We start from the raw sequence: 16000 nt of genomic DNA on the forward strand, positions 1-16000 counted from the left end.
TGTTTTTCGGGTTTTTAATTATGACTTATACCAAAAACTATTATCTCCAAGCTTCGAGATTAGACCACCTTCATAGGACTGTCTCTTTTATCTTCACACGGCCTCTTTCCTCACATTCAGTCGATCCTTTTCTTCAACCTTATTTATAATCATCCCAAATAAAGCTGCTAATATTTGTTGAAATAGCATGCCAATAACAACAGGCACGGCCACTGGCGGTGGGAAATAGGCAACTGCTAATACAGAGCCTGCACTAATGTTTCGCATACCACCATTAAAAGTAATCGCAATCACCGCTTCTCTATTTTTCCCTACTATTTTTCTAGCAATTAAAAAAGCTACTAAGTATCCTGTAAAGGCTATAAAGAAGACGGTGACAACTAATGCTAGTAAACGTAAATCGAAGGCAGTCAAGTAGGATGAAACAACGGCACTATTAATCATTACAACAGTCGCCATACCTATTTTAGAAAATGGAGCAAGTCTTGCACTAAGTATGTTTGAAACCTTCTCTTTTACGATCGAATTAACAATCATTGCCAAAATAGATGGAATGACAATCATCATGATTAACCCACTCACCATGCTTATGACATCCATTTCCACTTTTGCTCCTACTAAAGAGCTTTAGTGTAAGTGGCACAAGTATTGGTGATAATAACGTATCAACGAGAATAATCGTTAAAGTCAATGGAATACTGCCTTTGTAAATGGAAACCCATATCAGGCTTGAGATTCCTGTAGGTATTGCCATCATTAAAATTAGACCAGTAATTGTATAAGTATCATTTGGAAAAGTAATATGACCAACAGTAAAGGCCCATAATGGCATAAAAATATGTAGAACAAATAAGACAATAAATAGTGGCAAAGGATGAGTGATGGCTTCTTTCATCGATGTAAAATTTGCTTTCAAACTACCTGCGAATGTCATAAATGCAAAGATCCATGGGATAAGACTATCTAGATTTTTTAAATAGATAGCAAAGCATATACCCAATATGACACTAGTAGGAGTAATCAAGGGCATCATTTTATCTAGCTGACTGTTTATTTTCGTTAATATCATCCCTCACTCCTTTCTCTTTTTTATACATATATATTTTAACACTTTTTAGCAATGAATTTTTCGATAAAATAAAAACGTAATATTATGCCTTTATGAGCACAATATTACGTTATTCTTGATTATTCACCTAAAACTTCCCGTAAGGTTACATGATAGTCGCCAATTTCACCTTCACGATACAGATTTGTTACTGATGTATAATATTGAGTTATTGCGGCCTTCATTCTAAAATTATTCGCCGGAACTTGCACATCAAAATTTTCTTCATATAAAAGCACAGCAATATCATGATAGTTCTCACTCGTTACTTTAAAGTCAATGGCAATTTGTTTTAAACCATTTACTGAGGTTTCCTTATATTGATTAATAGGTAATGTATAATTGTTTAATTGTATCTCTTGAACCATTATCGTCTGCTCCTTCCTTACAAATTTTATTCTAGCAAATAATGAGTGGATGTTATATTGATTTGCTTATTAAATACCAATGATACAACCTACATAGAAAAATGAATGGTGAGAAATATATTCTCATAACAAATAAAAAAACTAGCTAATGACTTCTTAACACCGTTCATACATACATCTATGGAAAAAAGCACTGGTTGCAATCAATGGCAAGCCAGTGCAGCATATATTTAAAGTTGGTTCATTTGCTCTGTTAATGTATCAATTAAAAAAGTGATATCACTATCAGTTATATTTAACGGTGGGGCAAGTGTAATAATATTATTATATCCAGCAACAGTTGCTCCGTTTTTACCTATTAGTACACCTTTCTCCTTACATCCGGAAATGATCTTATTCACATACTCCACAGCTAGCGGTTCCTTCGTCGCCTTATCCTCTACTAACTCAATACCTATTAATAAACCTTTTCCTCTCACATCCCCTACATAAGGGTGATGTTGCAGCTTTTGCAGTAATGTCCTCTTTAGCGCATCCCCAGCTGTTTTCGACCGTTCGTACAGCTTCTCATCTTCCATAATCTCTAGGTTTTTCAATGCTAAAGCGCAAGCAGCAGGGTTTCCTCCAAAAGTATTCACATGGCGAAAGTAATCATATTCTTCTGTTCCTTTGAAATAATCATAGATTTCTTTTTTCACTGCGGTAGCTGACAATGGTAAATACGCACTTGTTATCCCTTTTGCCATCGTAATAATATCTGGTGAGACCTCATAATTCATAAATCCAAACGGTTCACCCGTGCGACCAAAGCCATTAATAACTTCATCACTAATAAGCAATGCCCCGTGCTTCTCACAAACCTCTTTTACTCCTTTCATATAGTTTTCTGGTGGCATAATAACCCCGCCACCTGTAATAATTGGTTCCATTATGACAGCTGCAACGGTCTCGCTTAGCTCCCATGTCATTACTTTATCTATATCCTGTACTGATTGAAGCTTGGTAGATGCCAAGGTTTCATCTTCCGGTTGGCGATACATATCAGGTGGTGCGACATGAATAAAGCCAGGTGCGAGCGGTTCATATTTATATTTTCTTTGCGCCTGCCCTGTTGCTGCAAGTGTTGCCATCGTATTCCCATGATACCCACGATACCTAGAAATAATCTTGTAGCGTTCATGTTCTCCCTTTTGTTTATAATACTGTCTAACGATTTTAAATGCGGTTTCATTCGCCTCTGAGCCACTATTTGAAAAGAAGAATACATAGCCGCCACCGAGCATTTCATTTAGTTTTTCAGCTAATTTTATCGCTGGTGTATGGCTTTGTGATAAAGGAAAATAACTCATCTCTTTTAATTGTTCGTATGCTGCTTCTGCGAGCTCTTTTCTACCATAGCCTGCATTTACACACCATAAACCTGCCATTGCATCTAAATAGCGATTACCTTCATGATCAGTAACCCAAGCACCATCTGCTTTTTCCGCTATAATTGTGCTATTAGGGCTAAATGGTTTCATCGCGTGCCAAACAACCTCTGCATCTTTCTTAAGCAACCCTTTCTCTTCCTTAATTTCAGCCATGCACTTTTCCTCCTTATTAATAATCAAAACGTGAGGTAATCATCTTCTTCCGGGTATAAAAATTAACGCCATCTTTCCCGTTTACATGCAAATCACCATAAAACGAATCCTTCCACCCAGAGAAAGGAAAAAAGGCCATTGTTGCTGGGACACCAATATTGATCCCTAACATACCTGCATCCGCTTCTTCTCTGAACTGACGAACAGCACGCGCATCTTTCGTATAAATCGTTGCACCATTTCCATATCTTGATTGACTAATATAAGCTAATCCCTCATCTAAATCTTTCGCTCGCAATAAACTTAGGACTGGGGCAAATATCTCATCCTTCGCAATGGTCATATCAGGTGTGACTTGATCAAAAATTGTCGGACCTAAAAATGTGCCGTTTTTCATTTCAGTCATAACAGCTCTACCATCACGTAACAGCTCTGCTCCTTCTTCAATGCCTTTCTCAATATATCCTAAAACTTTCTGACGATGAGAATCTCTTATAACTGGTGTTAGCAGGACTTCTTCATTAGAGCCTTCACCAATAATTAATTCATCTGCTGCTTGAGAAAGCTTTTCAACAAACTCAGATCCATCACCTACCACAACAACCGCACTACAAGCCATACAACGCTGACCGGCACTGCCAAATGTAGAGCTTATAATATGGCTAATCGCTTTCTCCATATCCGCATCTGGCATAACAATATGATGATTCTTCGCTCCTGATAATGCTTGCACTCTTTTACCGTAAGAAGCCGCTTTTTCATAGACATATTTCGCAACCGGTTGAGAACCAACAAATGAAATTGCTTTGACGAGGGGATGTTCCAGTAAGCCATTAACTACATCATGCGCACCGTGGACAACATTTAAGACGCCAGCTGGTGCACCAGCTTCCATAAACAACTTCGTCAACTCATTAGATAAAATAGGCGTTCGCTCTGATGGCTTAAGAACAAAAGTATTGCCACATGCAATGGCAAGTGGAAACATCCACAAAGGAACCATCATTGGGAAATTAAATGGTGTGATACCAGCGACAACTCCATGTGGGTAACGAAACATTTGTGAATCGATGTCTTCTGCAATCGTCGACAAAGTTTCTCCCATCATTAGTGTTGGGGCTCCAGCGGCAAATTCCACACATTCAATTCCCCTTTGCACTTCCCCATATGCTTCTTTATATGCTTTACCATTCTCTTCTACGATTAATTTTGCTAATCTTTCATGGTTTTCCGTTAACAAATGATGATATTTATAGAGAATTCTCGCTCTTTTTGGAACCGGTGTTTTTTTCCAAGTTTGAAAAGCATTTGCTGCTGCCTTTACTGCTTGATCAACATCTGATTTCGTGGATATAGGTACCTTTGCAATAATTTCCCCAGTTGCTGGGTTAGGCACCTCCATTGTTTCTGTAGATTGTGAAGGTACCCATTGGCCATTAATAAAATTCTGTAAAGTTTTCGTTTCCTGTTCAATTACGCTCATCATCAAACCTCCTATTAAAGATTGATTATTCTGATTTCATTATCTCTTATTTATTATCCCTTTTTCATTAGACATACTGTAAAAAGGATAACGGTCATTCATAAACAAACGGTCTATATGAAAGAATAGGGTAAATCTTGAAATCAGTGCCTCAAAGGAAATCGTAACAAGCAAAATAAACCGACTACTATAGAGACGGTTCATTCTTTTTTACTTTATTTGTTTTAAATCGATTGGTCGCTGGATAAAATCATAGCTTAATAGCATAAATTCCAATGCCAATCTTTTCTCATGACTCATAAAATCGGAGCCTAATAACTGCTCAATTTTTTCCAACCGATGATATAAAGTTTGTCTAACAATATACAATTTCTGTGCCGTATCTTTTTTTGAGCCATTACAAATTAAGTACATTTTTAATGTTTCCATTAACTTTGATTGATGTGCAGTATCATATTCAACAATCGGTCCTAAATATTCTTCGATCATTCCTTGTAAATTCATATGTCTACTGGCAACTGAGATAATACGAAATATATGTAAGTCATCATAAAACATACTTGAATACGAACGATGATAAAATTGTTGATTCACTTGGATTGTTTCTAATGCCGTTTGATAACTCTCATGCACAGCATTCAAATCAGAAACATATTTTCCAATTCCAAAATTAAAAGTCGTGTCTGATTGCATATCCGAAAATAATTGCTTCATTTTTTCAATTGCTTGTACTACTCTCCTCTTCCAATCAGTTAATCCTCTTTCATTAAATAATATAAATACAATTGCTTTGTGCTTCTCAACGGCTAAGAAAGAAAAACCTTTTTGTTCTAATATGGAGCGAAAATACAACTTGAAATAGGTTAAATTTTCTAACATTTCCACTTGATAGACACATACAACCGCCCCTCGAGGTGCTTTCGGTAAATAGGCAGATACATGGTTTAGTAATGAAGGCGTCGTTTCCTTACCTTCTAACCAAGAATTTACCCACTCACTTTCTTCTAACCTTCTTTTTTCCTCTACATATAATTCACGAATAAAGAATTGTGCTAGAGCGTTAGCTGTTCTGTCTACAATTAGCTGATCATATTCTGTTAAGTGATGAGATGAAGAAATGATGATAAGTTCAGCAAATTTCTCTCCTAAAAGTTCAATAGTAGCTCTTACGACAAAACGTGAAGGTTCTTGTTGGGCTTGTACCTTCTTTAGGATATTTTCTCTTTTTATTTCTGGTAGTACAGGATAAAACTTCGCACTTTCATCTTGAAATAATAATAGAATTTGCACTTGCAATTCTTCATAAATGACCTTCAAAAGTTCATCATAATGATTAATAGAAAGAAGTTTCTTATTTAAGATATGAGAGATTTTTTCTAAATTAGCTAACATATCATATTGCTGATTAATTAAAGATGTATGAATGTCTTGCGTGATTTCTACGAAAGGAACTTCCTTTAATATGAGTATAATGGGGAAATTCGCTTTGTTTGCCATAGAGATAATTTCATGAGGTATGCCCTTCGTATAAGTGCCATATTCAATACATAAGCCTGCTGCATTCGACTTAATTAACTGTTGTACAATTGAGATAAATAATTCCTTTCTCTCTCGCCATGCAACAGCGGTTGAAAGGATTAGTTCATTTCCTTTTAAAAGATTCCCTATTTTCGTTACCTCAACAATATGAACCCACTTCACTTGATCTACTAACCCATCTTTCCCTGCAACTATTTCTATTTGATCGAAATGCTTCCTTTGCAAGATATCATTGACGGTTAAATAGGATTTCATTCTCGCCCTCCTAAATTCTGAATATATAGAATATTAATAGATAACTAGACAAATTGTCAAATATAATAGAAATATTTAATACATTCAGTAAACATAAGAGGTCAACTCCCATGAAAATAAATGTTTATTCTTTTTACACATTTCTTAAACGCATTGCAACAATTCTTCTGATCAAACGCTCTCCATACTCAGCAAGATTTCTTTATGTATTCCGTCATATAAATGAGGTTCATAAAATGAAACCCAGCGCTTTATACTGTTTGTACGCTGGGTTTGATAATTTCTTCAAATGTGACAAGTTGTAGATGATGAGGAAGTTTTTCCTCGGGTGACAATGCGCAAATTGATAAGCTATATTGCTTTAGGAGGTTATATACCTTTACTTTTCCCCCTGGATACCGTTTTTGTTGATGGTTGACATCGAATTCACTCCGATTTTTTTCTTCGAATTCTATTTCTTGGAGGTCTACAAGTAAACCAGTACCGATGGCTTTTAAATAGCTTTCTTTTATCGTCCAACGATTAAAAAAATCTTTCGCTCCCATACACTCTTCTTCCTCTCGAAACAAAAGGGAGTGTAACTCTGGCTTTGGTTTAGTTATTTTTTCTAAATCTATCCCAACCATTCCATCAGTTCCAACGGCACACACACACCAATCACCTGAATGAGACAAGCTAAAAGGGGGAAAAGGGTCCGCGTTCAAAAAAGGTTTACCGTATTTGCTGAATTCGAGCTTTGTAAGATCAACTTTAGGTAACTTCTTCATGAGTATTTTCCTTAATAATAGATAACCTACTAACGTACGATATGCATCTTCTATTCTTCTATAACGGTGGATTTGTGTTCTTTTTAATGGTGGTAAATAGTCGCTATAATGATGTAAAGTTACCTCTGAATGTACTTGCGGTAATCGACAAGCAAAAACTTCAAGCATACCTTCCCCTCCTTCTTATACTAGCTTGCTTTTTTCATTTTTGGTGATGTTGACTTAATAGCGGTTTGACTATTGATCGCAAACAAGCACGCAGCAAGTAGAAGCATAGCACAAAAAATAATTGCCACTTGATATAATTGCTCATTTCCGATTGAGAACATGCTGATAATTAAAGAAATACTCACAATTCCCATTGCTGCACCCAAGCGGTTCTGCACATTAAATAATGTGGTTGCTTGTGACATCTTTTCTTTATTAATATGATGGAATGCCGTATACTGCATGGCAATCACGGCATGTCCTAACGTCAGTCCAATTCCAAATAAACAAATTTGTAAACCGATGATAGAACCAGTAGGGCCTATCCAACTGATGAGTAGGAAAAAGACACTGGATAATAAGAATCCATAAACAATCACACGATAAACGCCGAGAAGTTTTAATGTCAGGGGCATTACTCTTGATGCCACCATTAAACCAATCGCTTCAATAAAAATAGTTAATCCACTTTTTAATGGTGATGCACCAGTTGTATATTGATACATAATCGGGAACAAATACAAGAAACCTTGTAAGCCTGCCGCTCCAAGAAAAGAGAGCATGCTTATTCGTTTAAATGTCTTTTCCTCCAATAATTTTAAGTTCAATAATGGTTGATCTGCTTTTAATGCATGAAAAACATATGTAACAATCATTATTAGCCCAATCATCCCAAAAACGATTATTGGCAGACTCATTCCTGCTGTTAGTCGATTCAACGTATACATAAATAATGGAAAACCAATCACCATTAATAATAAGCCTTTCACATCTAGCTTTTTACCCATATACTCATGTTTTTCCTGTAAAAATAGTGCACCGATTATAACGATGAACAAGCCAATCGGAATATTAATTAAGAAGATCCACTGCCATGGTAAATAAGTAACGATTAACCCACCAATTATCGGACCAAGGGCAGGTGCTATAGCAATTGGAATGACGAAAGACCGCGACAGTTTCGGACGTTCTTCAATGGAAAACGTCCGAAAGATCATCGCCATGCCTATAGGGGCAAACAAGCCGCCTCCTAATCCTTGCAGAAACCGGGCTATGTTTAACATCGATACTGAATCTGCTAAAGCACACATATAAGAAGCGAATGTAAAAACGAGTGAGCTAACCATAAACATCTTTTTACTTCCAAAACGATCACCTAAATACCCTGCACAAGGTAAAATCATGCTAACCCCAACAAGATACCAGACAGTCAATCCACTTAACTGAGCGGATGTTACTCCCAGTTCAGTAGCAATCGAAGGAAGGGCAACATAGACGATTGTTCCGTCTAATGCCGCCATAAACATAGCTAGTATATACACTGTACATAATGCTCTTCTTTGGTATTTAACTTTTCTATCCATTGTCATTACAGTGATAGACTTTCCTTCTCTTTTTCATTTGGAAGTAGACTTTCCCAATGCTCTTCAATATATTGATGGCAGCTTGAAAGGGTAGTTTCCCCCCAAACCACTTGCCAGCCTGTAGGCACATCAATATAACTTGGCCATAATGAATACTGCCCTACATTATTCATTAAAACAAAATACAAAGAATCTTTTTGATCAAATGGGTTACTCATGTTTGTAGACTCCCTTCTAAATGCTTGTTTTCAATTAAACACTTTAACTCTCTTGCGATTCCTTCGCCTATTTCTGCTAAAGGCTCTGGTTGACACATATCTTTATGACGGCAAGCAATATCATATTGTCGCATCCTGCCATGAACATATGGTAACCATCTCGCTGGATCATCATTTTTAAACCACTCTGGAACAATTGTTGACTTGAAGAAAATCATATCTCCCTCATATACTTCTGGGTCATATTCTGACATGATACGAACGGAATTTTGATAGGTTTCTTTAAGATTTTCGATTGTTTCTTCATCCAATGATGCAAGTACACTCCCCTTTTCCTGAAGTAATTCTTTAACCGATTGTATTGTTAATTGATCACCTTTCACTTCTTGAGGATCATAGCCCCCAAGTGCTAGCATCGCAATTAACGCATCATCTTCTGCTTCTTCTTCATTCATAGAAATGAAATGACCTGGATAGGAATCCATCATGACTAAAAACTCAATTTTCTCGCCCTGCTTTTGTAATTCAACTGCCATTGCATGAACAACGTTGCCTCCTAACGACCAGCCAAGTAAGCGATACGGACCTTTTGGTTGAACAGAACGAATCTCTTGGATATAATCCTTCGCCATTTCAACTAAACTTGTAGGTTTATTTTTCTTCTCTTTAATCCCTTTTGCTTGTAGGCCATAGATAGGAAAACGACTATCTAGTTTCGACATCAATCCAGCATAGCACCAGCTTAAACCACCTGCTGGATGCACACAGAATAATGGCGTCTCACTTCCTGTTTTTCGTAAACCCAATAATGACTGTAATGAAGCGCCTTCTTCTGCATCACCTTCAATCACTTTTGCGAGTTGCGCTGCAGTTGGTGCTTCAAATAACACACCAATGCCTAACTCTTTGCCGAATGTTGATTCTATTTTTTTCATTAATTGAACAGCTAATAACGAATGCCCTCCTAAATCAAAGAAACTATCATCAATACTTACTTCAGTTAAATGTAGGGTTTCTGCAAATAACTGCGTAAGTATTTCTTCTTGTGGAGTTCTAGGTAGATGCCTATCTCCCTGCATTGTCTCCATCTCTGGTTTCGGGAGAGCTTTCATATCTAATTTCCCGTGGTTCGTTAATGGAATATCATCTGTTCTAACGAAGTGATTCGGAACCATATATTTAGGCAATCTCGTTTGTAAAAATTGTCTCAGTTCTTTGTAATCAATCTCATTGTGAGAGATGAAATAGCTAACCAATTGCTTATCACCATGCATCGTTAGTACTGTTGTTACAGCTTGTTTAATTGCAGGATACTGAAGAAGTGCTGCATTCACTTCACCTAACTCGATGCGGAAACCACGAATTTTCACTTGATGATCAGAGCGACCAATATAGTCAAGTGAACCATCTTCAGTCCATTTTGCTAAATCTCCCGTTTTATACATACGACTTCCTGCTGATCCATATGGATTAGCGACAAATCTCTCCGCTGTCAGTGCTGGTTGATTTAAATAACCATGAGCGAGTCCATCCCCAGTTACATACATTTCTCCTATGACACCTTTAGGAACAGGTTGAAGGTAATCATCTAATATATACACACCTAAATCAGGGATACCTTCACCAATTAAACTACTAGCAGATTGTCGAATTATGTCTTTCGTTAATTCTAAGTAACTGACATGAACGGTTGTTTCTGTAATACCGTACATGTTAATAAGCTTTGTTTTTGACATCGCATGCAGGTTATACCAACTTTCCAATCTTGGTAGTTCCAACGCCTCTCCACCAAAAATGATATATCTGATTCGCAACATATCCGATAAATCAATTCTTTCTTTTTCAGCTTCCATTAATTGATAGAATGCAGAAGGTGTTTGATTTAATACAGTCACTCGTTCTTTAACTAATAATTGTAGAAAAGCTTGTGGGTTTCTAGTCGTCTCGTAAGGGACAATAACTAGTTTTCCACCAAATAATAATGCGCCCCATATCTCCCAAACAGAGAAATCAAAAGCATACGAATGGAAAAGTGTCCAAACATCATCATGATCAAAAGAAAACCATCGATTCGTTGAGGCAAACAGTCGTACCACATTGCTATGTGGAACTAGCACACCCTTTGGCTTACCGGTAGAACCTGATGTATAAATAATATAAGCTGGTGAACTAGGATATATCTCATTCCCCTCAACTTCTTCTAAGTTAGAAGAATCATACAATGTCAATGTTTGGTGTAATTGTAGATCAAACACAATTTGATTCCCGTGTTCTACCTGTTTTTTATCAGTAATCATCATAACCGCACCAGCATCACGATGGATATATTGTTTGCGATCTTCGGGGTAATCCGGATCTATTGGTACGTAGGCTGCACCGGCTTTCAATACCGCTAAAATACTTGTAATTAACTCCAAGGAGCGTGGTAATGAAATGGTGATAAAATCATTTGCTTTTACACCCTTATCTATTAACAATCTAGCAAGCTGATTTGCCTTTTCATTTAGTTGTTGGTAACTGATTGATGTCTCATCATATGTTACCGCTATTTCATTACGGTATTGTTCTACCATTTGTTCAAAGTTATGAACGATATGTTCTTGTTTCGCTGTTACTTTCTTTGATTGTAGATGTAATAACTCATTTTTTTCTGTGTCTAATAGAATCGGTAACTTTCCAACAGATTGATTCGGCGTAGCAATGATTGAACTTAAGAGAGTCAACCATTGTTGCAATAAATGTTGGATTTGTTCATGCTTATAAAGGTCTTTTCTATATTCAATCGCACCTTCCAATGTATCTTGATTAAATCCTTGCCAAAATTCAAAAGTTAAATCAAATTTCGCTGTGTTCGTACCGTTAATTTGAATTTCTGCATCCACTCCCTCCACTTTAAATGACGGTTGTGGTGTGTTTTGCATAATAATCATTGATTGGAATAATGGATGAACTTTATTAGAACGGGTTGGGTTAATCGCCTCTACCACTCTATCAAACGGTGTGTCTTGCTGATCATAAATACTCATATTTTGTTTCTTCACGCGATGTAGTAACTGTAAAAATGATGGATTGCCTGAAACATCTGTACGTAGAACAATTGTATTAACAAAGAAGCCAACGATTGCTTGTAATGACGGCTCATTCCTCCCAGCTACTGGTGTACCAAATGGGATATCATCACCAGCGCCTAAACGATGATACAGTGTTGCTAATGCTGATTGTAGAACCATAAACAACGTAACATCTTCACCTTTTGCTAACTGATTGAGTTGTCGATAAAGGTTTTTGTCCAGCTCAAAAGTCAATCGTCCACCTTCAACCATTCTTTTCTCTGGTCTTTCAACCCCATATGGTAATGGGATGGCCTCAGGTATGTGGGCTAATTGTTTTTTCCAAAAGGCAAGCTTTTCCTCCATATCATGCACTAACATTTCCTGTTGCCAGAAGGCATAATCACCATACTGAATAGGTAATGAAGATAAAACTGGCTGATCGCCCTTAACAAGGGTCTCATAAGCAGTTGATACATCTTCCATAAATGGTGCAATCGACCACCCATCAGCGAATAGATGGTGATAAACAATACATAATATATTCTCTTCTTTATTTATTCTAAATAGATAGCTATGCCAACCTAATTCATTTTCCCAATCGATTGGCATTTTGATCGCTTCATCTATCTCATGATTGAGCTCATTTCGATTAATCGTTTTTTCATAGTATTTCAATGTTGCTTCATCTGCTGATAATACCCTTTGATATACTTCACCATCTTTTGTTTCTATGACAGTTCTCAACGCTTCATGCTTTTTCATTACCTCAACTAAAGATTCGTATAAAGCTTCCGTTCGGAGTGTACCTTTCAACTTGACTACCACAGGAATATAATAAGTAGAAGCCACATTTTCAGTTTGTTCGATAAACCATAATCTTTTTTGTTCATGACTCATTGGAGCATACTGATCTCTCTTATATGGCTTTAACTTTCTACCTTCAAACTTGTTGTCTGCTTGTTCTTTCACTTGTTCAACAATAAATTGGATCGTTGGGTTTTGATAAAATGCTGAGAATGATAAACTTAGACCGAATTCCTCACGGAGTTTACCAAGTAATTGGGAAGCAAGTAATGAATGACCACCAAGGGCAAAGAACGAATCGGTTTCGCGTATTTCATTCAACATTAATATTTGTTGGAAAATATTATAAACATCCTTCTGCAAAGGAGTCCAACATTCGTCACCTGTATAGCTTGCGTTACTTTCCAGCGGATTAGGTAATTCACGCAAATTTAACTTTCCATTAAGCGTCAATGGGAATGCGTCCAAATACATGAAGAAACTAGGAATCATATAATCTGGCAAAAAACCACTTAAGTATGAATTGAAATCTTCACTTGTTTTCTTCACGCTCTCAGCCGCTATTATATAAGCAGTAATACGTTGATCTCCCGGTTGATCTTCCCTCACAATCACTTTACAACTTTTCACATTAGGGTGTGCTAACAAGTGATGCTCGATCTCGCCTAATTCCATCCGATGACCACGGACCTTTACTTGATCATCACTACGTTTCACATAATGAATTTTCCCTGAAAGATCTCTTATGCCAATATCACCTGTCCGATACATTCTTTGACCGTTTTCAGTAAATGGATTAGCCACAAACCTTGAAGAGGTGAGCGCTGGCTTACGATAGTAACCGTATGTAACAGCCTCTCCCGCAATATAGATTTCACCTGGTCTTCCCGGAGCAACTAGTTGCAGGTTTTCATCCAAAATGTAAATTTCTGTGCCTGAAAGGGCGTCTCCAAGTGGGGGTGAAGTAAAACCATCAACTGACGTTAATTCATAATGTGTAGACCAAATTGTCGTTTCAGTTGGCCCGTAAACATGATGCACTTCTCGACATAACGTTTGCATTTGCTTTGCTGTATGTGAAGGAAGTTTCTCTCCCCCAACTAATACTTTGACTTTCTTTAATTCTTCAGTTACAAATGGTAGGATCATTTGCCAATGTGTCGGTGTTGCTTGAACCGCACTAATCTGCTTTTCTTTCAATTCTTTGACAATACTTGGCGGATCAGAAATGACCGCATTCTTAGCGATTACACATGTGCCCCCAACCGTGATGGGTAAAATCAATTCTAAAATTGAAATATCAAACGAAATCGTCGTTAAAGCATAAAAGCGATCCATATGGTTTAATTGTAAATGCTTATTCATAGCCGATAAGAAATAAGAAAGTGACTTTGCAGATACGAGAACACCTTTTGGATTACCAGTTGAACCTGATGTATAAATCATATACGCAGGATCTCCACTATTTACGAGCGGTAGCAAAGTCTCACTTTCAGCCTTTATAACATCGATGTTCATAAGATACGGTTGGAAGCTTTTTGGTAGTTTCTGCTTCCCTTCTGTATCAGTAAGAATCAGTTGTGTTTGACTATCTTTTAACATATAGTTGAGTCTACTCTCAGGATAATCGATATCCATTGGCACATAGGCACCGCCAGCTTTCCAAACAGACAATATGGCAACCAAAATATTGGCAGAACGGCTTACAGCTATCCCCGCAATAAAGGGGGAATTGTACCCCGTGCTAATCATTTCTCTTGCTAATGCTGAAGTCATCTTATCTAGCTTTTCATATGTCCATATTTCTCCACTATATTCTAATGCTGGATGCTGAGGATATTTCTTTACCATTTCCTTGAATTGAATAAGCGGATGAACGCTTTCAGCTGTCTCATACCCTAAATCTTTTCGCATCAATGCGTTTTCTTCATCTAATAATAAATTAATCTTCCAAATAGGTTGCCCGCCATCAATACTTGGTAACCTCTTTAGCCAATGGATAATTCTACTTGCATGTTGCTCTACTTCCAATTGCTGAAACTTCGTACCATTTGCTTCAATATCTACTCTTAGACTGCCATCTCTATCTTGCTCAAACATATTCATATTCATTAAATCAATTGGACCGGTGGCTAATTTATAAGTAGTGGCAGCGACATCGCCAAAAATCGGTTGATACGTAAACGGCATAATATTTACTTGAAAAGAGTTCAAAAAACTACTCTGGCCAATGGTTCCTAAATCTCTTTGTAATTGTTCTTGACGATAATGTTGATGTTTACTATTTTCTCTCGTTTCATTTACAACATCTTTCACCAGACTCATAAAAGTTGAATCAATAGAAAATGATAGCAGTAAGGGTAGAATATTCATTGTTGTTGCTGGAATATTCATCGCAACTGTTGAACGATTCATCATTGGTAATGTTAATAAACTCTTGCGATCCCCCGTTATCTTATATTGATAAACCCCCATAGCTGCGATCACGAGATGTGGCCACGCGATTTTCCATTCTTTTGCCTTGTTTTTTATCTTTTGAAACTCTGTGGCTGTTAATTTTTTAGCAATTTTTATCGTAGATGTTGCCTCAGAAGATTGAAGCTCATTCTGAGACAATGAAACGTCGTGTGTGACTCCTTTATATTTTTCCTTCCAATATTTTTGATCTTCCATATATAACGAAGATTCTTTATACTTTTTCTCTTCTTCAATTAATAGAGACAATGGTTTAAAAGCAGGTTCTGGCTCAAACTTTTCTTTTAGATATGCTGAATAAGTACTTGCCACTTTGTTTGTTATTAATGAAAATCCTAATGCATCACAAGCAATATGATGTATTTTTTGATACCAAAGATATTCATCACTTGCTATTTTAAAGAGAATTTGCTTATAAATCGGACCTTTTTTCAAATCAATTGACAGCGATAAGTCATCATTCATGAGATCAATAGCCGTTTGCTTAGGAGTCTTCATTAGACTCACATCGATATATTGAACAGGCACTTCATTCGGTTTTTGAAGAACTTGATATAATTTTCCATCCTCTTCAAAAAAGGTAATGTGGAGGCTGTCTGCTTCTTGAACAGTACTTTTTATACTTTCTATTAATAACGACACGTTTATTCGCCCGTTTATTTCAACATATTCGCCAGTATTATAAGCTGTCTTTTTTTCATCTAATTCATGAGCGTACCAAATACCTGCTTGGGCATCTGTTGCTTGCAGTTTAGTTGCTTCACTGATCATTCCAT

At 36.9% G+C, this 16000-nt stretch carries 8 protein-coding genes and 1 pseudogene; all 9 read right to left on the reverse strand.

What is annotated here, in order from left to right; all coding sequences use genetic code 11:
* Positions 1-93 precede the first annotated feature (93 nt).
* The 9 genes and pseudogenes from MKX78_RS13495 to MKX78_RS13535 all read right to left on the reverse strand — a co-directional run bounded on the left by MKX78_RS13495 (position 94) and on the right by MKX78_RS13535 (position 15995).
* Positions 94-1069 (reverse strand): annotated as a pseudogene (locus MKX78_RS13495) (bile acid:sodium symporter family protein).
* Between the two features lie 119 nt (positions 1070-1188).
* Positions 1189-1476 (reverse strand): DUF3219 family protein, encoded by a 288-nt coding sequence (locus MKX78_RS13500; protein WP_095373069.1) that lies wholly within the window; start codon positions 1474-1476, stop codon positions 1189-1191.
* A gap of 230 nt (positions 1477-1706) precedes the next feature.
* Positions 1707-3059 carry an aspartate aminotransferase family protein gene (locus tag MKX78_RS13505; protein ID WP_095373068.1) on the reverse strand — a complete coding sequence of 451 codons (1353 nt, stop codon included), beginning with the start codon at positions 3057-3059 and terminating at the stop codon, positions 1707-1709.
* A 16-nt stretch (positions 3060-3075) separates the two neighbouring features.
* On the reverse strand, positions 3076-4542 hold the full coding sequence (locus MKX78_RS13510) for a CoA-acylating methylmalonate-semialdehyde dehydrogenase (RefSeq protein WP_341051345.1): 1467 nt from the start codon (positions 4540-4542) through the stop codon (positions 3076-3078).
* Between the two features lie 210 nt (positions 4543-4752).
* Positions 4753-6336, reverse strand: a complete 1584-nt coding sequence (locus MKX78_RS13515; protein ID WP_341051348.1) for a PucR family transcriptional regulator — start codon at positions 6334-6336, stop codon at positions 4753-4755.
* A 251-nt stretch (positions 6337-6587) separates the two neighbouring features.
* Positions 6588-7271 (reverse strand): 4'-phosphopantetheinyl transferase family protein, encoded by a 684-nt coding sequence (locus tag MKX78_RS13520; RefSeq protein WP_341051350.1) that lies wholly within the window; start codon positions 7269-7271, stop codon positions 6588-6590.
* 20 nt (positions 7272-7291) lie between these two features.
* Positions 7292-8680, reverse strand: a complete 1389-nt coding sequence (locus tag MKX78_RS13525) for a DHA2 family efflux MFS transporter permease subunit (RefSeq protein ID WP_307313529.1) — start codon at positions 8678-8680, stop codon at positions 7292-7294.
* On the reverse strand, positions 8680-8892 hold the full coding sequence (locus tag MKX78_RS13530; protein WP_095373063.1) for an MbtH family protein: 213 nt from the start codon (positions 8890-8892) through the stop codon (positions 8680-8682). Before MKX78_RS13530 ends, MKX78_RS13525 begins: the two co-directional genes overlap by 1 nt.
* A complete protein-coding gene (locus tag MKX78_RS13535; RefSeq protein ID WP_341051352.1) occupies positions 8889-15995 on the reverse strand; it encodes an amino acid adenylation domain-containing protein in 7107 nt (2368 codons plus the stop codon). The genes MKX78_RS13530 and MKX78_RS13535 overlap by 4 nt, the downstream gene beginning before the upstream one ends.
* Positions 15996-16000: the final 5 nt, after the last annotated feature.

The organism is Cytobacillus sp. FSL R5-0569 (genome assembly GCF_038007265.1).
GTDB lineage: Bacteria > Bacillota > Bacilli > Bacillales > Cytobacillaceae > Cytobacillus > Cytobacillus kochii.